Source organism: Stenotrophomonas sp. YJH_SMC_138, assembly GCF_059369855.1.
The window spans coordinates 288627-310931 of sequence record NZ_JCAFTB010000004.1 but is presented as its reverse complement, the minus strand read 5'-3'; the positions used below and the strand labels follow the sequence as shown (position 1 = coordinate 310931).

General features: G+C 66.4%; 13 protein-coding genes. 4 read left to right on the top strand and 9 right to left on the bottom strand.

Translation table 11 applies throughout. The features are described from left to right. Positions 1-62: 62 nt before the first annotated feature. Entirely contained in the window at positions 63-620 is a 558-nt protein-coding gene (locus AC5P7I_RS11750) for a 1,2-dihydroxy-3-keto-5-methylthiopentene dioxygenase (RefSeq protein ID WP_005409451.1), read from the top strand. A gap of 3 nt (positions 621-623) precedes the next feature. Beyond that, on the top strand, positions 624-1319 hold the full coding sequence (mtnC, locus tag AC5P7I_RS11745) for an acireductone synthase (RefSeq protein ID WP_014646969.1): 696 nt from the start codon (positions 624-626) through the stop codon (positions 1317-1319). 81 nt (positions 1320-1400) lie between these two features. On the opposite strand, the gene AC5P7I_RS11740 is transcribed toward mtnC, so the two are convergent. The 6 genes from AC5P7I_RS11740 to AC5P7I_RS11715 form a co-directional block, all read right to left on the bottom strand. Then, complete coding sequence (locus AC5P7I_RS11740; protein ID WP_262087485.1) at positions 1401-4019, bottom strand: beta-mannosidase; 2619 nt, start codon at positions 4017-4019, stop codon at positions 1401-1403. A gap of 77 nt (positions 4020-4096) precedes the next feature. Then, complete coding sequence (locus AC5P7I_RS11735; protein ID WP_049408762.1) at positions 4097-5323, bottom strand: AGE family epimerase/isomerase; 1227 nt, start codon at positions 5321-5323, stop codon at positions 4097-4099. Further along, on the bottom strand, positions 5320-6315 hold the full coding sequence (locus AC5P7I_RS11730) for a carbohydrate kinase family protein (RefSeq protein WP_046430385.1): 996 nt from the start codon (positions 6313-6315) through the stop codon (positions 5320-5322). The genes AC5P7I_RS11735 and AC5P7I_RS11730 overlap by 4 nt, the downstream gene beginning before the upstream one ends. 7 nt (positions 6316-6322) lie before the next feature. Beyond that, positions 6323-7636, bottom strand: coding sequence for an L-fucose:H+ symporter permease (fucP, locus tag AC5P7I_RS11725; RefSeq protein ID WP_032957977.1), 1314 nt, complete (start codon positions 7634-7636; stop codon positions 6323-6325). Between the two features lie 60 nt (positions 7637-7696). Then, positions 7697-8746, bottom strand: coding sequence for a LacI family DNA-binding transcriptional regulator (locus tag AC5P7I_RS11720; protein WP_014646964.1), 1050 nt, complete (start codon positions 8744-8746; stop codon positions 7697-7699). A 96-nt stretch (positions 8747-8842) separates the two neighbouring features. Beyond that, positions 8843-11308: a GH92 family glycosyl hydrolase gene (locus tag AC5P7I_RS11715; RefSeq protein ID WP_262087483.1), complete on the bottom strand. Its 2466-nt coding sequence runs from the start codon at positions 11306-11308 to the stop codon at positions 8843-8845. A 1029-nt stretch (positions 11309-12337) separates the two neighbouring features. Here AC5P7I_RS11715 and AC5P7I_RS11710 point away from each other — a divergent pair. Further along, positions 12338-15412 (top strand): TonB-dependent receptor, encoded by a 3075-nt coding sequence (locus AC5P7I_RS11710; RefSeq protein WP_262087481.1) that lies wholly within the window; start codon positions 12338-12340, stop codon positions 15410-15412. A 202-nt stretch (positions 15413-15614) separates the two neighbouring features. After that, a complete protein-coding gene (locus AC5P7I_RS11705; protein ID WP_008267227.1) occupies positions 15615-15809 on the top strand; it encodes a heavy-metal-associated domain-containing protein in 195 nt (64 codons plus the stop codon). 78 nt (positions 15810-15887) lie between these two features. Here the strand turns inward: AC5P7I_RS11705 and cueR are convergent, their stop codons facing one another. The 3 genes from cueR to AC5P7I_RS11690 form a co-directional block, all read right to left on the bottom strand. After that, positions 15888-16343 (bottom strand): Cu(I)-responsive transcriptional regulator, encoded by a 456-nt coding sequence (cueR, locus tag AC5P7I_RS11700; RefSeq protein WP_134808815.1) that lies wholly within the window; start codon positions 16341-16343, stop codon positions 15888-15890. Between the two features lie 11 nt (positions 16344-16354). Next, positions 16355-18856: a heavy metal translocating P-type ATPase gene (locus AC5P7I_RS11695; protein WP_262087475.1), complete on the bottom strand. Its 2502-nt coding sequence runs from the start codon at positions 18854-18856 to the stop codon at positions 16355-16357. Positions 18857-19006: 150 nt separating this feature from the next. Continuing rightward, complete coding sequence (locus AC5P7I_RS11690) at positions 19007-21964, bottom strand: TonB-dependent receptor plug domain-containing protein (RefSeq protein WP_227864047.1); 2958 nt, start codon at positions 21962-21964, stop codon at positions 19007-19009. Between the last annotated feature and the right edge of the window lie 341 nt (positions 21965-22305).

Below are 22305 nucleotides of genomic sequence, written 5' to 3'. Positions count from 1 at the left end.
AATCTGCGCCTCGCCCCCACCCTGCTACCCTGTCTTCCCCCCGAGACGTTCAAGCTGCCGCCATGAGCCGACTGCGCATCTACGACGACACCCGCCCCGAATCGCCGCTGCTGGACACCCAGGACGGCGCGGTCATCGCTGCCGAGCTGCAGAAGATCGGCGTCACCTTCGAGCGCTGGCAGGCCACCGCGCCAGTCGCGCCGGGCGCCAGCCAGGAGGAAGTGTTCGCCGCCTACCGTGCGGACATCGACCGCCTGGTCGCCGAGCGCGGCTTCAAGAGCGTGGACGTGGCCTCGATCGCCCCGGACAACCCGAACCGCGCCGAGCTGCGCAAGAAGTTCCTCGACGAGCACTTCCACAAGGAAGACGAGGTGCGCTTCTTCGTCGCAGGCTCGGGCCTGTTCACCCTGCACGTGGGTGACAAGGTCTATGAGATCGAGTGCGTGAAGGACGACCTGATCGCCGTGCCCGATGGCACCACCCACTGGTTCGACATGGGCGATGAACCGAGCTTCGTGGCGATCCGCTTCTTCACCGAGCCGGACGGCTGGGTGGGTCATTTCACCGGCACCGACATCGCGCAGAAGTTCCCCCGTTACGTACCTACCCAGGCGTCCTGATCCATGCAGCCCCGCGTCATCCTGACCGACATCGAAGGCACCACCAGCAGCATCTCGTTCGTCAAGAACGTGCTGTTCCCCTATGCCCGCAAGGCCTTGCCCGCGTTCGTCGCCGAACATGGCCAGCAGCCGGAGGTCCGCCGCTGGCTGGACGCGGTGGCTACCGAGATCGGCGGCGCCTGCCAGGACAGCCTGGTGGCCGAGACGCTGCAGGGCTGGATTGACCAGGACCGCAAGCACACCGCACTGAAGGCGCTGCAGGGCCTGATCTGGGATGAGGGCTACCGTCGCGGCGACTACACCGCGCACTTCTACCCGGAAGTGGCACCGGTGCTGAAGGGCTGGCATGCCTCCGGCCTGCCGCTGTACGTGTACTCCTCCGGCTCGGTGCCGGCACAGAAGCTGTTCTTCGGCTTCAGCGATGCCGGTGACCTCAGCCCGCTGGTGTCGGGCTGGTTCGATACCGAGATGGGTGGCAAGCGTGAGGCCGACAGCTACCGCCGCATCGTGCAGGCCATTGGCGTGCCGGCCGGCGAGATCCTGTTCCTGTCCGATGTGGTCGAAGAACTGGATGCTGCCCGCGAAGCCGGCCTGCAGACCCGGCTGATCGACCGCCTGGATGACTACCCGATGCCGCGTACCGGCCAGTCCGCCAACGGCCACGAGCGGGTCGAGAACTTCCAGCAGATCCAGCTGTAAGCAAAATGGTAGAGGCCAACCTTGGTTGGCAGGCTCCTGGTGTGCCAACCAAGGTTGGCACCTACCAAAGCGGGATATCCCTCAACGCTCGCTGAGGGTCTTCACCCTCAGCGCCTCGCGCAGGGTAACCAGATCCACCGGGCCGCGCACCGCGATATCGCGGGTTTCGCCCGGCAGCAGATCCAGCAGGTTTTCTTCGACCTGCACGTCCAGCGCACCGAAGTCGATCCACGTCGCACGCACATACGCCGCGCTTTCCAGCCGCAGTCGATAGTGGTCGCCTTCGATGGACAAGGTGGCCTTGAGCTTCTGCCGCGGCAATACCTGGTCCTTGGCTTCGACGAATCCGACAACCTGCCGTGCGCTCACCGCCCCGTTCCGCAGCAGCTCAAACACCGCCACCGTGCGCTTCGGGTCGGCACCGGCCAGCAATTCGGCATCGCGGAAATCACCGATCGAGGTCACACCCGACGCCGCCAGCGTCACCGCATCCTCGCGACGGCGCAGCACCTTGCCGTCCATGTCGATCACCCGCAGCCGCCAACGTGCATCCAGCGCCGCACCGTCATTGATCAGGCGTACCCGCGTGCTGCCTTCATCGCGCAGCGCGGCTACCGTGACCGGCGCGAAGAAGCGCCGCGCGGCGAAGTGCAGCGCCTTCCAGCGGCCGAAGTAATCCACGCTGGACCACGAGGCGCCTGGCCAGACATCGTTGAGCTGCCAGTACAGCGAACCCATCGTGTATGGCCGGGAGGCGCGATGATGCAGCGCCGCCAGTGCGATGCCATCGGCCTGCATGACCTGGCTGAGGTAGACGAAGTCCTCGAAGTCCTTCGGCGTGCCATAGCCCTGTTCGATGTAGTGCAGCAGGCGGCTGTTGCCCTCGCCGGCCATGAATTTCTGGTGCGCGCGGATCACCGGGCTGTCGATGCGCTGCTCGGCGCGGGTGGCGATCTGATCCACCGTCGCCACCGACGGCCACGCCTGCAGCCCGTACTCGGACATGAAGCGCGGCGTCTCACGCAGGTAGGCCTGCACCGGCAGCGCCGGATTGCCCCAGACCTGCCAGTAGTGCTTGTCGCCGCGGGTCGAATCGTTGGCCTTCTCGTCCAGATCGTTGCTGGGCGAACTGGACCAGTACGGTACGCCCAGTCCTTCCTCGCCCACCACCTGGCGCAGGTCGTTGCCAAACAGGTCGACATAGCCCTGCCAGACCTTCGCCGCAAATGCCGGGTCGGCCGCCTTCAGGTCGCGGCCGTGACCCCAGTCCTTCCAGGCGGTTTCTTCCTCGTTGTTGCCACACCACAGCACGATGCTGGGGTGATGGCGCAGCCGGCGCACGTTGTCGCGCGCCTCGGCCACCACGCTGGCACGGAAGGCCGGATCGTAGCCCGGCTGCATGCCGCCGCCGAACATGAAGTCCTGCCAGACCAGCAGGCCCAGCTCATCGGCGATGTCGAAGAACGCGTCGTCCTCGTAGTAGCCACCGCCCCAGTTGCGCAGCATGTTCATGTTGGCGTCGCGCGCGGCGGTCAGCACCTGGCGCAGGCGTGCTGCGTCGACGCGTGCGGGGAAGGCATCGAACGGAATGACGTTGGCGCCCTTGGCGAAGATCGGCACGCCGTTGATGACGAAGGCGAAGCCCTGCCCGCCCTTGCCGTCCTCTTCGCGGCGCAGTTCGACCGTGCGTAGGCCGATGCGCTGCTCGCGCACCAGCGTTGCGTCGGCACCGCCATCCAGGCGCGCCTGCACGGTATAGCGATCCTGCGCACCATGGCCGACCGGCCACCACCGCTTCGGTTCCGCCAGTTCAATCGGTAGTTCAACACTGTTCTGCCCGGGCTTCAGCAGTACGGTGCGCTGCTGCTGGGCCACGCTGCGACCCTGCGGATCGAGGACTTCCACATTGACGACCGCAGAACCGGTGGCGCTGCCCTGCTCCACCTGCAGCAGCACCGCCAGCTTCGCCTGCTCCGCGCTCAATGCATCGGTGCGCACGGCAAGACTGGTCAGGCGGTGCGTATCCCAAGCCTGCAGGTCGACCCCGCGCCAGACCCCGGCGGTGACATAACGCGGGCCCCAGTCCCAGCCGAAGTGGTAGGCCGGCTTGCGCGCGAAGTTTCCGACCATCGCGTCCTTCGGCTCATCGCCATACGGCGACGGGTAGTTGCCAGCGATCTTGTGTGGCATCGCCTGTACGCCCGGAAGCAGCGTGCGGATCGGTGAGCGGAACACGATCTGCAGTTCATTGCCCCTTGCGCGCAGATGCCCTTCCACGCGCGCGCGCCAGGTCCGGTGCGCGTTGTCCGCGCGCAGCAGCGGCTTGCCGTTGAGGCTGACTTCGGCATAAGTGTCCAGCCCGTCGAAGCGCAGTTCGGCATGGGGCTTGGCCAGCATCGCCGCGTCCACGTCGAAGCGCGCGCGGTACTCCCAGGCCGCCAGGCCGATCCATTGCAGCTCCGCTTCGGGCGCACCCACGTACGGGTCGCGGATCAGCGCATGCGCCAGCAGCTCGGTGTGCACGCTGCCCGGCACCGTTGCCGCACGCCATTGCTGCAGGCCTGGGTGGGCGGCGCCCTGCGCGTCGCCGGGCAGCATGCGGAACTCCCACTGTGCCTGCAGAGGCGCTGCAATTGCCGGGAAGGCCGACGTTGCGACCAGCAGCAGGAGCAGACGGACAACGAGGGAAAGACGATGCACGCGGAGCTCCTGTTTCTCCGCCGGGCGTGGCCCGGCGCTACTGATTCCGATTCATCATGCGTATGGCGACACGCGCCTCAACGCACCACGTTCAACACTTCGTAGCACGCGCCCATGGTGTGGTAATCCACCTTGCCGGCCGGGCTCTTCTCGTCGCTGTACTTGCGGTTGTCGGCATCGAGGATGCGGAACCAGGCGCCGAACTGATGGTCGACGAAGTGTTCCCACGCGTACGCCCAGATGCGTTCGTACCACTGCCAGTAGCGGTCATCGCCGGTGCGCTTGGCCATCAGCGCGGCGGTCGCCAGCGTCTCCGCCTGCACCCAGAAGTACTTGTCGTCGTCGCAGACAAAGCTGTCGCCGCCGATCGGCGCGCCATCCATGCCCGGCTGCCGGCGCGATTCCGGTGCGAAGCCGTAGTACAGGCCGCCTCGCGCGTCGTCCCAGCTGCGCGCCACGGCCACGTCGAACAGGTGCTGCGCGGTCGGCACCAGCCAGTCGGCCTGCACGTGGCGATCGAGGATCAGCAGCAGCTTGGCCCACTCGGTCTGGTGCCCCGGTTGGAAGCCCCACGGGCGGAACAGGTGCTTGGGGTCGTCCAGGTTGTAGTCCCAGTCGATCTCCCAGTTCTCATCGTAGTGCTCCCAGACCAGCCCGCCGGCCTTGGCCGCCTGGCGGCGGGTCATGTTGTCGGCCAGCTGCAGCGCGCGCTCCACATAGCGCTGCTCGCCACTGGCCTCGAACGCGGCCAGCATCGCCTCGCACATGTGCATGTTGGCGTTCTGCCCACGATAGCCGGTGAAGTTCCACTGGCCGTCCGCTTCATCCTTGTAGAGCCCGTGCTGCGGCTCCCAGAAGCGCGCTTCCAGCAGCTGCCAGGTCTCGTCCATCCACGCGCGGGCCTGCTCGATACCTGCCTTCAGCGCGCAGCTGTAGGCCAGCAGCACGAAGGCCACGCCGTAGCAGTGGTTCATGTCGTCCTCGACCTTGCCATCACGAAGGGTCCAGGCATAGCCGCCGGTGGCCGGGTTGCGGTGCACCTCGCGCAGGTAGCGCACGCCGTGCTCGACCGCGTCGCGGTACTCGGCATTGCCGAACTCGCGGTAGGCCATCGCGTAGTTGAAGACGAAACGGGTACTGCTCACCAGGTGGCGATGGCTGGCATCGTAGATGCTGCCGTCATCACGGAAGTAGTGGAAGAAGCCACCGTTGGGATCGATGCAGCGCGGGTGGTAGAACGCCATGGTATCGGCGATGTGCGCGCGCAGGAACGCGGGCGAACGGAAATCGGGCGAGGTGCTCATGCAGTAATGTCCTGTGCCTGCAGCAGCTGCTGCACTTCATCGAGCGAGGGCATCGCGGCGAACGCGCCCTTGCGGGTAACAGCCAGCGCGCCGACCGCTGCGCCGAAGCGCAGCGTGGCGGTGATCGCCTCCGGGTCCTGGCAGAAGGCGGTAAAACCGGCACCGGCCCCGCCGCGCTCCAGCAGGCCAACCAGCACGCCACCGACGAAGGCATCACCGGCCGCCGTGGTGTCGACCGTGGCCACGCGGAAGCTGGTGACCGTGCCGTGGTTGTCGCGGGTGTACCAGTGCAGCGTGGCTGCACCATCGGTGACGATCACCCAGCGCGCCCGCGCGGCCAGCAGGCGCCGCAGCACCGCCGCCTCGCCATCGGCGCCCAGCGGCGCGGCCAGGTAGTCCAGCTCCTCGCGCGACAGCTTGACCAGGTCGGCGCGTTCCAGCGCCTGCCACAGGCGCGGCGCCGGGTCCTCGTTCGCCGGCCACAGGGCAGGACGCAGGTTGAGGTCCAGGCTGACCACCGCACCGGCAGCGCGGGCACGGTCCATGCCGGCAAAGGTCGCCTCGGCGATGGCCGGCTCGGTCAGGCTGTTGGAACAGACGTGGAAGCATTGCGCGCTGTCGAGGCACGCCGCCTGGAAGTCGCTGTCACGGAACAGCAGGTCAGCCGCCGGCGGGCGGTAGAAACTGAAGCTGCGCTCGCCATTGGCATCCAGGGCCACGAAGGCCAGTGCGGTCTTCGCCGCGTCGGTGCGCACGATGTAATCGGTACCCACGCCGTGCTCGACCAGGCTGTCGGCCAGGAAATCGCCGAACATGTCGCGGCCCAGCATGCCGACGAACTGGGTCTTCGCACCCAGCCGCGCAGCCGCCACCGCGACGTTGGCCGGCGCCCCACCGGCGTACTGCAGGAACGCACGCGGGGTGTCGGCCGAGGCCGGCGGCTGTGCTAGTAGATCGATCAAAATTTCGCCGAAGCAAACGATGGCACCCATTCCGGACTCAGCCTCCCTGCGTTGCGGAGGCCGGCGTACGCGCGCCGACCAGTCCGTAGAAAATGATGTAGCCGTAGCACAGCAGCGGCAGGATGAAGCTGGCCTGCACACCGATGTGGTCGGCCAGCACGCCCTGCAGGTACGGCACCACGGCACCGCCGACGATGGCCATGATCAGCAGGCTGGACCCCTTGTTGGTCAGCGGGCCGAGGCGCTCGATGCTCAGCGCGAAGATGGTCGGGAACATGATCGAGTTGAACAGGCCGATGGCCACCACCGAGTACAGCGCGACGTTGCCGGAGCTCAGCATGGTGGTGACCAGCAGCGCCACGTTGACCAGCGCGAAGATCGCCAGCAGACGGCTGGGCGAGAAGCGCGCCAGCAGCGCCGAACCGGCGAAGCGGCCGATCATCGCCATCGTCCAGTAGGCAGACACGTAATGCGTGGCCTGCTGCTCGCTGAAGCCACCGATGTTCGGCATCGACAGGTAGTTGACCAGGAAGCTGCCAATCGACACTTCGGCACCGACGTAGAAGAAGATGCCCAGCACGCCCAGCAGCAGGTGGCGCTTGCGCAGCGCATCCAGGTAGCTGTGGTGGTGGCCCTGGTCGGCCTGCTCGGTGGCGTCGCTCAGCGCCGGCAGGCGGAACAGGAATACGAACAGCGCCAGCAGCACCAGCGCCACCGCCAGGCCCACGTACGGACCCTGCACAGCCTGCGCCTCGGCGGCACGGTAGGCCAGCTGCTCGGCGGCCGGCAGCGCCGCGATGTCGTCAGCGCTCTTGACCGTGTTGGACAGGATCAGCATGCCGCCGAAGATCGGGGCGATGGCCGTGCCCAGCGAGTTCAGCGCCTGCGCCAGGGTCAGGCGGCTGGAGCTGGTCTGCTCCGGGCCCAGCAGCGCGACATAGGGGTTGGCGGCCACCTGCAGCACGGTAATGCCGGTGGCCAGCACGAACAGTGCGCCGAGGAAGGCGCCATAGACGCGCAGTTCGGCCGCCGGCCAGAAGCCCAGCGCGCCGATGCCGGCGATCACCAGGCCGGCGACGATGCCTTTCTTGTAGCCCAGCGCCGCCACCAGCCGCCCCGCCGGCAGCGACATCAGGAAATAGGTGCCGAAGAAGGTGAACTGCACCAGCATCGCCTTGGCGTAGTTCAGTTCGAACACCGCCTTCAGGTGCGGGATCAGGATGTCATTGAGGCAGGTCAGGAAGCCCCACATGAAGAAGATCGTGGTGACGACAGCCAACGCCTTGCCGTTGGTGACGGCGGGTGCGTTGCCCGAGGAACCCGATGGACGGGGCGTTGCGGAGATCGGCATGCGGTACGCGCCTCGATGCGCGGAAGGTCGTTGTTGCGTGGAAGGGGTGTATGAAAGGAATCAGTTCGGTCGCGCAGCACTGCTTTCGCGGATGCGCAGCTGCACCGGCGCGACCGTGCGCCGTGGCGGCGCATCCGGTTCGTCCAGCCGTTGCAGCAGCAGCGCGGCCGCTTGCCGGCCACGCTCGCGCGGGTCGGCAGTGAGCGTGGTCAACGGTGGCACCGCCACCGCAGCCTCGGAAATGTCGTCGAAACCAGTAACGGCAAAGTCGCCACCGGGACGGATGCCACGCGAGTTCAAGCCCAGCATCAGGCCCAGCGCGACGGTGTCGTTGTAGCAGACCGCCGCACTCGGACGATGGCCATCGGCAAACAGTTCATCGGTGCGCGCTGCTGCTTCCAGGCGGTTCGGCGCCGACTCGATCATCCAACCCGGCGGCAGCGACAGCCCGGCCTCGGCCAGCGCCTGCTGGAAACCGGCGCGGCGCTGGTGGCAGGAACTGGATGCGGCGTGGCCGCCGAAGAAGGCGATCTGGCGATGGCCGCGCTCGATCAGGTGGCGCGTGGCCAGATAGGCGCCGTGCTGGTTGTCCAGGGTCAGGAAGTCCCAGTCAGCCCCGGCCAGTTCGCGGTTGAACAGCAGCACGTTGGCATTGGCGCCCAGCGCCTGCCGCAACTGCGCGGTGTCGCTGCCCTCGGCCGGCGACAGGATCAGGCCGGCCGGGGTGTGCTCCATCAGCGTGGACAGCACGGCCTGCTGGCGCTCTGGCGATTCCCCGGTGCTGCCCAGCAACGTCACGTAACCGCGCCCGCCCAGCGCCTCGTCCACGCCTGACGCGAATTCGGCGAAGAACGGGTTGGACAGGTCGTTGATCACCAGCGCGATGCTCGACGAGGTGCGCCGGCGCAGGTTGGCCGCCGCGCGGTTGTAGACATAGCGCTGGCGGCGCAGCTCGGCCTCGACCTTGGCGCGGGTATCGACATTGACCAGCGGGCTGCCGCGCAGCACCAGCGACACGGTTGCCCGTGACACGCCGATCGCACGCGCGATGTCGGTCACCGTCACCGCCTTGCCGGCGCGCTTGCTGGGACTGCTGCCGTTGTCGTTCATCGTCTTCCCGGACTCCGCTGGAAGCTCAAGCCTAATGGATCAGGGCCGTGTCGTGCCGTGCCGTTCGCTGGGTCGCCGCGAACGGCACAGTCCGGCTCAGCGCAGCTGGCTGCCCGGTGCCGCGCACCAGGATACCGGCAGATCCTTCACCGCCGTGCCCCAGCCCTGCTCCGGCACCTTCGCATCCAGCGCAAAGCGCACGCGCGGGCCCTGCTGCAGGCGGTTCCAGTCCAGCCACACCGGTGCATGCGCCTGGCCATCGACCTGCACGCCCTGCACATACTGCAGGCGGCGGCCATCGGCGCCCGGCGCGTCGATGCGCAGGGTGCGGCCATTGCCCATGTCCACTTCCACCTTGCTGAAGCGCGGGGTGTGCAGCAGGAACTGGCCGCTGCCCGGCACCGCCGGGTACACGCCGATGGCACTGAACAGGTACCAGGCCGACATCGTGCCGAGGTCATCGTTGCCGGTCACACCGTTGGGGGCATTGGTGAACAGCTGCTGCGCCGCACGCACCACGGCCGCGGTCTTCCACGGCTGGCCGATCAGCGTGTACAGCCACGGCGAGTGCAGGTCCGGCTCGTTGTTCGGGTTGTAGCGGAACTGGTTGTAGTAGCTGTACGGCCCGACCACCCACGCCTTGCGGGCGGCATTGAGCGGGTCGGCCTGCAGCGCGTCCATCGCGAAGAACGCATCGAGGCGGCGGCCCGCCTGCTCGCGGCCGTCCATCGCTTCGACCAGGCCCGGCACGTCCTGCTGCGCCAGCCACTGGTACTGCCACGCCGTGCCCTCGTGGAAACCGTGGTGCGAACGCGGGCTGTAATGGCCGTCGGACGGGGTGTACCACTGGCCGTCCTCGTTACGCGGGCGCGGGAACCCGGTGAAGCCGGTCTCGGCGTCGCGCACCTGCGGGTCCCACACCTTGCGCCAGTTGCGGCCGCGCTCGCGCAGCGTCGCCGCATCCTGGGCATGGCCCAGGCCGTCGGCCATCTGCGAGAGCGCGCAGTCGGCCAGCGCGTACTCCAGCGTGGCCGAACCACCGTGGTGCGGATCGACGTCCATGCCCTTGGACGGGAATGCACGGTCATAGGCCACGTAGCCCTTGTCCAGGTAAGTCGGGTTGCCGGAGCGGCCGGCCATGCGCGAGTTCAGCGGCGGCGTGCCGAAGGCATTGCGGCGCAGCGCATCCCACGCCTGCGATTCACGGCCCTTGAGTGCACCGAACCGCCACAGGTCGACCATGAACGGGGTGACCGGATCGCCGGTCATGATGTTGGTTTCGAAGTTGGCATAGCCCCAGCGCGGCAGCCAACCGCCCTGCTCATCGATCGCCAGCAAGGTGCGGCCGATGTCGCGCGCCACGTCCGGGCGGGTCAGTGCCAGCCACTGGTTCTGCGCGCGGTAGGTATCCCACAGCGAGAAGTACTCGTAATAGGTCCAGCCTTCGGCACGGTGGATGCCATCGTCATAGCCGCGGTAGCGGCCATCGGCATCGTTGCCGGTCATCGGCTGCAGCAGCGCGTGGTAGACCGCGCTGTAGAACACGGTGCGGTCATCGGCGGTGCCGCCCTGCACGCGTACACGGCCAAGCTGCTCACGCCAGGCCTGCTGCGACAGCGCGCGCATGCGGTCGAAACCGAGCAGCGACCCACCCTGCATGCCCTCGGCACGCAGGTTGGTGCGCGCGCCTTCGGCATCCACGTGCGAGATCGCGCTGACCGCCGTCACCGACTGGCCCTTGGCCAGGTCGAAGCTGAGCCAGGCACCGTTCGGCTTCTGCTCGCCTTCCATGCTGTGGCGCGCGCCCGGCAGGCCGCCGCCCTCACCCCAGGTGCCATGCGCCTTGAACGGACGGTCGAACTCGATGCGGAACCAGGTGGTGTACTGATGGCCGCCGCAGAAACTCTTGGTGACCAGCTTGCCCTCGACCACGCGGTCGCCGACCACATCGACCACGCTGCCGATCACCGAATGGCGCTCGTTGGCCTGGCCGACATTGACCAGCACGTGGCCATCGCCACTGCGCTGGCTGAAGGTGTAGCGCTCGGCCGCAGCACGGGTACGCGCGGTCGCCTCGGCATCGATGCCGCCGTAGCTGGTCAGCCGCACCTTGTAGTAGCCGGCCTGGCCGACCTCGCCATCGTGGGTGTAGGACGCGGCGTAGGCCTTGTGGTCGAACTGCTTGGCGTTGCCGGTATCGAAATCGCCGCCCGGACCGATCGAGCCCGTGACCGGCAGCACCGACACCTGGCCGCCCTGTTCCCAGCAGCCGGCACCGGAGATGAAGGAGTGGCCGAAGCCACGGATCTTCTCGTCGTCATAGCGCCAACCCGAATAGTGGCTGCCGATCGGGCTGACCTGGATCAGGCCGAACGGCGCCGACGCGCCCGGGAACGTGTTGCCGTCGTCCTTGCTGCCGATGAAGGTATTGACCTCGCGCTCCAGCGCTGCCGGCGCGGCCTGCAGCAGCATCGGCGCCGCCGACAGCGCAATCAGGCAGGCCAGGCGCACCAGCGGGCGCGAGGATGATGGGACGGCGGGAGCGGACGGCACTGGACGCATGTCGGGTTCCTGTAGTCGATGACGCAGAGACAGACGGCCCGGGCCTTCCGGCACCGTTCCGCTGAGCTCTGCCTGGACCGGCAGAAGGCTCCCCCTGGAATGACGCCCGACCCACGTGACCGTGGATTTAGATCGATTCAAGTAGAGCATGCAGGTTCAGCCGAATGCATTCTGCGGCGCAGCATGAGGGGGTTCGGCAGGGCTGCGCCCTGCACCCGCGGTAGTGCCGGCCGCTGGCCGGCAACCTCAGAAGCAACAGCCGAAGCAACAGCAAAAGCCGGCGATCCGTGGAATGGCGGGGTGGGTCCGGTTGCGAGGGACGCCGTAAACCCATCCCTGGGGGCTTGGCCGCGGCATCCATGCCGCGGACACCCCCGCAACCGGACCCACCCCGCCTTCGACAGATTTCCGCGATCTGTGGATGGATCCACGCCATGAGTGGATGAATCTCTGTCAGATATCGAAATCAATCCGGGGTCAGATCCGTTTTCCAACGGGAAACGGATCTGACCCCATGACCCCATGTCGCTCCAGGATCAATCCAACCGTCACCGGGAAACTGTCAATGGCGCCATCGAGCCCCCATGGAAGGGTTTACGGCGTGTCCTGCCAGTCCACACCGCACCGCCAAACCCAGACAACCCAGAGCCGCTTTGGCTTTGGCTCTTGCCGGCCAGCGGCCGGCACTACCCGCAGGTGCAGGGCGCAGCCCTGCCGCCCCCCTCCCTGCGCACGAAAACGATTTCACTGATTTCAGCAAACCGTCATCCCTACGCCACGCCAGTACCATATTGCGGAGCAGCATGCGCCCAAGGGCGACCCATGCTAAAAATCGCCCGCCCATCGCTTAGATCGATCCAAGACGACGCTGCGATGGCCGGGAGTTGGGGGAGCAGCAACAGGACGTACACCAGGCCACGCGTGCGGTGCTACTGCCACTGCATGGCGACAGCGACAAATTCACTTCAAATTAGATCGATTCAAGTTGTCCGTGCCACGTCACCGGATCAATCCAGGAGAGAGGGAGAGATGGGAATGAAGCATTCAACACGTACGCACGGCCAGGACGCATTGTCGCTGGCCATCGCGCTGGCCCTGGCTGCCGCCGTCATTCCGGCAGGCGCCGCCGCGCAGCAGGCCACGACCACCAGCTCGCAGGACGCCACGACTCTGGACAGCGTCCAGGTCACCGGCTACCGCTATGCCATTGAAAAGAGCCTTGAGCAGAAGCGCGATGCCAACGCCGTGGTCGAAGTGATCACCGCCGAAGACGTCGGCAAGTTCCCCGACAAGAACGTGGCCGACGCACTGCAGCGCGTGCCCGGCGTGGTCATCACCCGCAGCGGTGGCGAAGGCAAGAGCGTCAGCGTGCGCGGCCTTGCACCGGACCTGACCCTGACCCAGTTGAACGGCAACTTCGTCGCCTCCTCGGAAACCAACAACGAAGCCACCCGTTCCTTCAACTACACCCTGCTGCCGTCGAACATGCTGTCCAGCGCCGAGCTGTTCAAGTCGCCGGAAGCACGCATCGACGAAGGCGGCATCGGCGGCACGGTCATCCTGCATACCCGCCGTCCGCTCGACATGGAATCCAACTCCGGCTACGTGAACCTGGAGGGCACCACCTCCGACACCAGCCACGACGTCGATCCGCAGGTGTCGGCGCTGTATTCCTGGCACAGCAAGGACGAGCGCTTCGGCGTGCTGGTCGGCGTGACCCAGCAGAAACGCACTACCCGCACCATGGAGGCCAGCACCGAGGACTACCAGTGGTACGGCAACGGCACCACCGCCCGCGATGCCAACGGCAACCTGCTGGAGCAGGATGGCATCCACTACTGGTGGGGCGAGTCCGGTTTCAACAACCAGACCGGCAAGAACTACAGTGAGTTCTTCATGCCGACCTCGGTGAACTTCGCGGTGAAGGAAGAGAAGCGCGAACGCAAGGGCGGGCAGCTGACCTTCCAGTTCAAGCCGGTCGACAACGTCACGATGACGGCCAACTACTTCCGCTTCGAGCTGCAGGGTGACTACACCCAGAACATGCTGAAGGTGCCGGAGTGGAACCTGGCCCGCTACAACCAGGACGGCAACTGGGCCGGCGGCCGCCTGCTCAATGGCCTGGACTTCGATCCGACCGGCAGCATCGTCACCGGCGCGCAGTACCAGAAGCTGGCCGGTAAGACCTACTACTGCAGCGAGGATGAAGCGGCTGCCGCCGGCCTCAAGCCCGGTGGCTGGGGCCCGGACGACTGCACCATCCCCACCCCGCAGCTCACCGGCGGCTACAGCAAGGAAAAGGCACTGTCGCAGACCGCGGACCTGACCATTGACTGGGACATCAGCCCCCTCTGGAAAGCCTCGTTCACCGGCGGCCGCACCTGGTCCGAAGGTGGTCCGTCGATGAACTTCCGCATGTCGGCCAAGCCGCGCCGCAAGGTGGGCAACCAGTGGCAGTCCGGCAACCAGTACACCGCGTGGGACCTCACCGGCACGCCGTCGGTGCAGTTCTCTCCCGACCTGCAGCAGCAGCTGATGGCCGGCGTCGCCGAAGTCGATACCGGTTCCACCGACTCGTCGTGGATGCAGACCGAAGTCAAGCAGAACTACTTCCAGGCAGACGTCACCAAGCTGTTCGAGGCCGGCTGGCTGGACTCGATCCAGTTCGGTGCCAAGTACCGCGACGGCAAGGTCCACCGCAACACCGGCAACACCTACTGGGTGTGCCCGGGCCTGGACCCGTCCGACTATGACAACAACCGTTACCAGGCCGGTTGCGATCCGACCGCTGGCAACGCGCAGCCGGGCTTCTTCCTGTCCAACCCGATCAGCAACATCACCGGCGCCTTCAACGCCAATGTGTTCCCGGGCATCAACTACCCGGCCTACATCGATTACCTGAACAAGACCTACGGCGGCTCGCACAACCGCACCGAGGAAGACTTCGTCTACGACGTCAACGAGAAGATCTACTCCGGCTACTTCCAGGCCAACTTCCGCACCGAGCGCGTGCGCGGCAACGTCGGCGTGCGCGTGGTGCGCACCAAGCAGTTCGCCCAGTCCAGCGACTCGGTCGAGCGCTTCAACGACTACTTCGTCGACAACGCCAGCGGCGCGCCGATGAGCTGCGATGATCCGGCCGCCGATCCGAACCTGCGCTGCCAGGGTGGCTTCGTCCGCCTGCCCGACGCCCAGGTGCGCGACAAGGTGTACGCCCTGTCGTCGCTGGAGAAGACCTATACCGACGTGCTGCCGAGCTTCAACATTGCCTGGGACATCACCGACAACCTGGTGCTGCGCGGTGCGGCGTCGAAGGTGGTCGCGCGCCCGAGCTACACCAGCATCGCCTATCCCGGTGGCCTGCGTTACATCAGCGAGGAGTACGCCAACGATCGCCGTGTCACCGGCGGCACCGACACGCCCGGCTGGTACGGCTCGGGCAGCAACAAGGCGCTGGAGCCGTTCAAGGCGGTCCAGTTCGACCTGGGCCTGGAGTGGTACTTCCAGCCGGGCGCGGTCGCAGGTGTTTCGCTGTTCCGCAAGAACGTGGACAACTTCACCGTGCCGGTGGTGCGCGACCAGCAGATGAACGTCGGCGGGCAGTCGGTCACCGTGCAGAAGTACGAGACCCAGGCCAACGGCCGCGATGGCGTTTCGCAGGGCGTGGAGCTGTATGGCCAGTACACCTTCGACTTCGGTCTGGGCGTGCAGGCCAACTACACCTACAACGACACCAACCTGGCCTCGATCGTGCTGGACGGCGAGGAAATCGGCTCATCGCCGCTGGTCGGCAGCGCCAAGAACCAGGCCAACGTCACCGTGTTCTACGAGAACGACAAGTTCCTGGCGCGTGCCTCGTACAACCGTCGCGGTGAAGTGGTCGGCGGGCTGAACAATGGCATGACCACCTACACCAAGCCGTACAGCCAGCTTGACCTGAACGTGGCCTACAACCTGACCCCGGACTGGACGGTGACGGCTGCCGTGCTGAACGCCACCAAGTCCGAGCTGCGCAGCTACATCGGCAACGACAGCCAGGCCCGCCTGCTGTCCAACCTGTACGCCGGTCGCCAGTTGTACTTCGGCGTGAACTGGAAGTTCTAAGCCCGCACCGGGTTGGCCGGGCACGTCCCGGCGCAACCCATGCCCTGCCCTGGCGGGGACGTTCCTCCACGGCAGCCGCGCTGGTACAGGTGGCTGCCGTTTTTTTGTCCGCGCCTTGTTCGTCGTTCAGCCCGACGCTTGACCCTGCCATCGTTGGAAGGTGCACACTGGTCCCATCCCAAGAGCAGCGAAGGAGCTACAGATGGAATTCCATGTCGACGGCATGACCTGCGGCGGCTGTGCGCGCAGCGTGACCCGTGCGATCCAGCAGATCGATCCGAACGCCAGCGTGGTGGCCGATCCGCCGACCGGGCTGGTCAAGGTGCAGACCACCGCGTCGCAGGAACAGGTGTTCGCCGCGGTGAACGATGCCGGCTTCCCGCCTCGCACTGCCTGATTCCCTGAACTGCATCCAGAACCAAGCCCGCCCCGTGCACTGTCACAGGGCGGGCTTTTCAGTGCACGCGATATCGATTCATTGCTTCTGTGCGCGTCGCCGCACCGCGCCGGTCTTGGCGGCGACGACCGGCACCGGGGCATCATGGTCTTCGCCCAACCGCTCCAGGATCGGGCATTCCGGGCGCTCGTCACCCGCGCAGCAGCTGATCAGCGACTTCAACGTGTCGGCCATCTGCCGCATGTGCTCGATGCGTTGCTCCAGGTCGGCAATGTGCTGTTCGGCCAGGTGCTTGACGTCGGCGCTGTGCCGCGAGGTGTCGTTCCACAGGCCCAGCAGATCGGTGATCTCGGCAACCTGGAAGCCGAGATCGCGCGCGCGGCGGATGAAGCGCAGGCGGTGGATGTCCGCCTGCGAGTACGCCCGGTAGCCCGACTCGGTGCGATCAGCCGCAGGAATCAGGCCGATCTGTTCGTAGTAGCGGATCATTTTCGCCGACACGCTGGAGGCCTTGGCGGCTTCACCGATATTCATGCGGTTCTCCCTCAATGGATCGCGGCGGGGGCGTCCGCCATCGGCGGCTGGAAGCGGCGCAGGCGCAGCGCGTTGCCCAGCACGAACACGCTGGACAGTGCCATCGCACCGGCCGCGAACACCGGCGAGAGCAGCACGCCCCAGGTCGGATACAGCACGCCGGCCGCCACCGGAATCAATGCGGTGTTGTAAGCGAAGGCCCAGAACAGGTTCTGGCGGATGTTGCCCAGCGTCGCCTTCGATAGTGCAATGGCATTCGGCACGCCCTGCAGGTTGCCCGACATCAGCACGACATCGGCCGACTCGACCGCGATATCGGTGCCGGTGCCGATGGCCAGGCCGACATCGGCCTCGGCCAGCGCCGGCGCATCGTTGATGCCGTCGCCGACGAAGGCGACATGGCCATGTGTGGCCTTCAAGCGGCGCACCGCCTCGACCTTGCCTTCCGGCAGCACCTCGGCCACCACGTCGTCGATGCCGAGCTGGCGCGCGATCGCCTGCGCGGTACCAGCGTTGTCACCGGTGATCATCGCCACTTTAAGGCCAAGCTGATGCAGTGCCGCGATTGCGGCCGGCGTGCTCGGCTTGATCGGATCGGATACCGCGATGATTGCGGCCAGGCGGCCGTCGATGGCGGCATACAGCGGCGACTTGCCCTGGATGCCCAGCTCTGCCGCCAGCGTCGCAAACACAGTGATGTCCACGCCCAGGTCGCGCATGAAGCGATCGGCACCGACCTCCACGCGTGCACCCTCGACACTGGCCCGCACGCCCATGCCGGTGACCGATTCGAAGTCGACCATGCCCGGCAACGCGATGCCCTGGCCGGTCGCGGCATCAACAATCGCGCGGGCGATGGGATGCTCCGAGCGCGACTCCGTTGCGGCAACTGCCGCCAGCACCGTGTTGTGATCGAAGCCGGCAGCAATCTCCAGATCGGTCAGGCGCGGGCGCCCTTCGGTCAGCGTGCCGGTCTTGTCCACCGCCACCACCTGTGCATCCTTCAACAACTGGAGCGCTTCACCCTTGCGGAACAGCACACCCATCTCGGCGCCACGGCCGGTCCCGACCATGATCGAGGTCGGCGTCGCCAACCCCATCGCGCACGGGCAGGCAATGATCAGCACCGCCACCGCATTGACCAGCGCGAAGCTCAGCGCTGGCGAGGGCCCGAAGATCAGCCAGACTGCGAAGGTCGCCAGCGCGGCCAGCATCACCGCCGGCACGAACCACAGGGTGACCTTGTCGACCACCGCCTGGATCGGCAGCTTCGAGCCCTGCGCCTGTTCGACCATGCGGATGATCTGCGCCAGCATGGTCTGCGCGCCCACCGCCGTGGCACGTACCGTCAGTGCGCCCTTCTGGTTGACCGTACCGCCCACCACGCTGCTGCCCGGCTGCTTCTCGACCGGGATCGGCTCGCCGCTGATCATCGACTCGTCGATGTAGCTGCGGCCCTCGACCACCTCGCCGTCGACCGGCACGCGCTCGCCCGGGCGCACTTCCACCACGTCGCCGCTCAGCACTTCATTGACCGGGACATCCACCGTCCGGCCGTCACGGACCACGTGGGCAACCTTCGCCTGCAGATTGACCAGTCGCTTGATCGCCTCGGAGGTGCGGCCCTTGGCCCGGGCCTCAAGGAAGCGGCCGAGCAGGATCAGCGCAACGATCACCGCCGCTGCTTCGTAGTAGACGTTCACCGTGCCCGCCGGCAACAGCGTCGGCAGGAACGTGGCCACCACCGAGTAGCCAAACGCTGCGGCAGTGCCCACCGCCACCAGCGAATTCATGTCCGGCGCCAGCCGCAGCAGCGCGGGGATGCCCTTCTGGTAGAAGCGGCGGCCCGGGATGGCGAGCACCAGCGCGGTCAGCACGAACTGCAGGTACCAGCTGGCCTGCATGCCGATGGTGGACATCACCCATTCGTGCATGCCGGGGATCAGGTGCGACCCCATCTCCAGCACGAACACCGGCAGCGCCAGCGCGGACGCCACGATCAGGTCGCGCTTCAGTTCGGCGCGCTCGGCATCCTTCTTTTCCGCGGCCTCGTCATCGGACTGCACGCCGGCTTCAATCACGCGTGCGTCATAGCCGGCCTTGTCGATCGCGGCGACCAGCGCTGCAACTTCCGCCATGCCACGCACCGTGGCGCGCTCCGTGGCCAGGTTCACGCTGGCCTGGCTGACGCCGGGCACGGCCAACAGCGCACGTTCGACTCGGCCCACGCAGGACGCACAGGTCATGCCCTCGACCGACAGCTCGGTGGTGGCAGCGGGCACGTCGTAGCCCACCCGCTCCACCGCCTGGATCAACGCGGCCCGATCGACCGGACCGGACGGGCGGATATCCGCGCGCTCGGTGGCCAGATTGACCGAAACACTGCCCACGCCTTCGACCCTGGACAGCGCCGCCTCGACCCGGCCGACACAGCTGGCACAGGTCATGCCCTCGATGGGCAGGCTGATGGTGGCAGGGCTTGCGGGGGCTGCAGTGGCGCGGGGCGTGCTCATGATCGGATTCCCGGGGCTCCTTCTGGATGCGGACAGGCTAAACCTTGCCATCGTGGGAAGGTCAAATCCAGCCTGTCCGCATTTCCTGAATGGGCACCCGGGTGTCCATATCCACGCATGGCGTGGACCTACCGGCGGAGGCAGGTCACCTCAGAAGGTGAACACATACTCCAACGCGAACTCGCGGCCGACCGCGCCCAGCAGGCGGGTCGGAGCGAAGTCGTAATCCAGCTTGTACGGGTCCTTGTGGTTCCAGCTGGCGGCGTTGAAGGCGTTGTTGACGTACACGTTTACCTTCGCGTGTTCGGTCACCTGGTAGCCCACGTTGAAGTTCCAGGTGATGAACGGCCCCACTCGACCGTAGTAGCGCGCCGTCTGCTGCCCGGCGTTGGGGTTCGGGTTCACCGAACCATCCGGCAGCCGTGCCGGCTCCAGGCAGTTCAGCGACGGGCTGTCACTGGGCACGTAGCCATCGGCGAACGGCAGGCAGCCACCAGGGTTGTCCAGGCGGTCGGTACCCCAGTGGTAGCGCACGCCCGGCACCGAACCGATGCGGTCGGCATAGACATTGGCGTTCCAGTTGCCGCGCTGCCAGGCCAGGCTCGCGCGCAGCTTGCTGCGCAGGTCGCGATCGCGGCGTTCCGGATTCGGGTCGGCGGCGTAGCGTTGCTCCTTGGTCGAGATCTGGTTGGTGTAGTTCACGCCCAGCTGGAAGCTGCCCCACTGCGCGGTTTCCAGTCGATAGCGCGCGGTCAGGTCGATGCCGCGCACCTCGCGGCTGGCCAGGTTGAACGGGCCGCGCTCGATCGATACCAGGCGACCGTTGCTGTCACGGTTCACGCGGGCCAGGATGCCGGCGCAGTACTCGCCACCGGCCGGGTTGGCCCATGGCGTACCGTCCATGTTCTTGCCGGTCAGGCAGCCGGCCTCGCTGGCCAGCACCTCATCGGCGCCGACGTCGACGATCATGTCTTCCAGCTTGATCGCCCAGTAGTCGGCACTGACCGACAGGTTCGGCAGCACGTCCCAGACGAAGCCGACCGTCCACGAATCACCGGTCTCCGAGCGCAGCAGCGGCGTCCCACGCCGGTTCACGTCGAACGTGTACCAGACGTCGGTGTTGCCCACGCCACAGTTGTTGACCAGGTACGCGCCGCTCTGGATGCAGCGCAGGCGGTCATAGGTCTGCACTTCCGAACTGCTCGGCTGGCCCAGCAGGTAATGCATGTCCGGCGCATGGAAGCTGGTGGCGTACGAGCCACGCACCAGCAGCGATTCGACCGGGCGCCATTCCAGGCCGACGTTCCAGGTGGTTTCCTTCTGGCTGCCGATGTCCAGCGCTTCGCTGCTGTCATCGGCCTTGTAGTTGCCATAGCGGTCGTAGCGCGCGGCCGCAGTGGCGGTCACGCTGTCCAGCAGCGGGATCTTGAACTCGACGCCGGCCGAGTAGCGGGTACGCTCGCCGCCGCCGCGATCGACATTCTGCAGGTCGAAGTCGATGCCAGCGCGCGGGTCCGGACTGAGGTGATAGCCCTGCTGCGCGACTTCAGCCACCGCCGCAAACGAAATCGGGCCGGCCCAGCCCTGGAACAGCTCGCCGGTGATATCCGCCGACGCCTGGTTGACCCATGACGCCGCGCGGTTCTTCGCCACGGTCCCCATCTGCCAGTACTGGTCCGGCGTCAGCGGGTTCCACCAGCGCGATTCGTTCAACGCATAGATCGCCTCGCCATCGGCGGTGGTGCCCAGGCGCGGGCCAAGGAAGTAGTCATACGACTTCTGCTTGTCGACCACGTTCTGCCGTTCTTCCACGCGGTAATAGGAACGCCCCACCGTGGCACTCCAGTCAAAACGGTCGGCCAGGCGCCCGCGCAGGCCCGCGCTCCAGTCCCAGGACAGTTCGCGGTTGGTGTTGCGCAGCGTATCCAGGCCCCCGACTTCGTTCGGGGTGAACTGGCGCACGCCCAGGATCGGCCGGTTGCGGTTGGCATCCCAGTAATAGCCGTTGTCATCGTCGATCAGCGACACGCCGGGCGGATTGGTGCCCCAGATCGCTTCGGAGCGATACACCGCCAGGTTGGTCCAGGCCTGCAGGTCATTGCTGAAATCGAAGGTGGCGTACAGGTTTCCGGACACGTTCTCGGCGCCGCCGGTAAGCAGCCAGTTGGCGTAGTCGGCGCTCATGCCGCACAGGCGGCCGGTGTTGGTGATGCGGTTGGCGGCGTAGTTGTAGACCAATCGATCGGCGGTGTAGTACTCGCCGTCGAATTTTTCGCAGGTGCCGGTGGGCGGCGCCAGGCGCTGGCCCGTGGTCGGATCGATCAGCGCCAGACCGGCGGTGGGACGGAAGCCGACCTTGCGTTGTTCCATGTTCCAGGACGGGTACGGCGCATCGTCGGCATCGTCCATCTGCGGGCGATCACGCCCGAACAGCGGGTCGCGCTTGGTGTACTGCAGCGCGTAGGTCACGCTCCAGTTGTCGCCGGTCTTGCCACCGGCCCAGGACAGATCCCAGGTATCACGTCCGCCTTCGCTGGAAGTGCCGCCGCGCACGCGCACTTCGTCGCCGTCGTAGTTGGTTTTGAGGATGACGTTGACCACGCCGGCGATCGCATCCGAACCGTAGATGGCCGAGGCGCCACCGGTCAGCACTTCAATGCGCTCCACCGCCGCGGCCGGAATGTTGCCGTAGTTGGAGAAGTTGGTTTCGCCACCGTAGGGCAGCGGGTAATCCGCTACACGACGGCCATTGACCAGCAGCAGCGAGCGGTTCGGGCCCATCCCGCGCAGGTTCAGGCCGCTGGCATTGGGCGTATGCGAGCCCCATTGCGATGCGGCTTCAACGGTGCCTGTGGCCTCGGTGAGGGTCTTCAGCGCGTCGTACACGCTGACAAAGCCTTCCTTCTGGATCTGCGCGGCGGTGATCACGTTGACCGGCGCCGGGCCCTCGACGCTGGCGCGCTTGATGCGCGAGCCGGTGACGGTGACCGCGTCCAGATCCTTGGTGGACGAACTGGCAGCTTCCTGCGCGCTGGCCGCCAGCGGCAACAGGGCCAGGATCAGGGCCTGGGACAGCAGGTGGCGACGCTTGTGGACGATCTGAGCCATGGGTGGTTGCTCTTCGAAGATGTGGACGCACGGGCGGACGGTGGCGCGGCACTACGACGGATCCAGGCGCTTGGATCGGTTCACGACCGATATGGCACCTCCCCTGTGGATCGATCCAAACTAAAGCACAGCTGAACCACGCCCGGCATGCGGCAACGCAGCAACAGCCGGCGAGATGCCGCTATCGGCTGCCGGTGTCCAGAACAATCAAAGAGTTGCGACGCATCGCTGACAGAACGGCGCACGAAGTAGTGACATGATCACGACAATCGCGCGCGGAACGGTTTTGTCCGTCGCGTGCCTGCGGCCGGGGTTGCGACAGGGGTCAGATCCCTTCGCAG

Coding starts and splice junctions, on each gene's coding strand:
- AC5P7I_RS11750 (WP_005409451.1), top strand. CDS start 63: ATGAGCCGACTGCGCATCTACGACGACACCCGCCCCGAATCGCCGCTG.
- AC5P7I_RS11695 (WP_262087475.1), bottom strand. CDS start 18,856: ATGAGCACGCCCCGCGCCACTGCAGCCCCCGCAAGCCCTGCCACCATC.
- fucP (WP_032957977.1), bottom strand. CDS start 7,636: ATGCCGATCTCCGCAACGCCCCGTCCATCGGGTTCCTCGGGCAACGCA.
- AC5P7I_RS11730 (WP_046430385.1), bottom strand. CDS start 6,315: ATGGGTGCCATCGTTTGCTTCGGCGAAATTTTGATCGATCTACTAGCA.
- AC5P7I_RS11710 (WP_262087481.1), top strand. CDS start 12,338: ATGGGAATGAAGCATTCAACACGTACGCACGGCCAGGACGCATTGTCG.
- AC5P7I_RS11715 (WP_262087483.1), bottom strand. CDS start 11,308: ATGCGTCCAGTGCCGTCCGCTCCCGCCGTCCCATCATCCTCGCGCCCG.
- AC5P7I_RS11735 (WP_049408762.1), bottom strand. CDS start 5,323: ATGAGCACCTCGCCCGATTTCCGTTCGCCCGCGTTCCTGCGCGCGCAC.
- mtnC (WP_014646969.1), top strand. CDS start 624: ATGCAGCCCCGCGTCATCCTGACCGACATCGAAGGCACCACCAGCAGC.
- AC5P7I_RS11690 (WP_227864047.1), bottom strand. CDS start 21,964: ATGGCTCAGATCGTCCACAAGCGTCGCCACCTGCTGTCCCAGGCCCTG.
- AC5P7I_RS11720 (WP_014646964.1), bottom strand. CDS start 8,746: ATGAACGACAACGGCAGCAGTCCCAGCAAGCGCGCCGGCAAGGCGGTG.
- AC5P7I_RS11705 (WP_008267227.1), top strand. CDS start 15,615: ATGGAATTCCATGTCGACGGCATGACCTGCGGCGGCTGTGCGCGCAGC.
- cueR (WP_134808815.1), bottom strand. CDS start 16,343: ATGAATATCGGTGAAGCCGCCAAGGCCTCCAGCGTGTCGGCGAAAATG.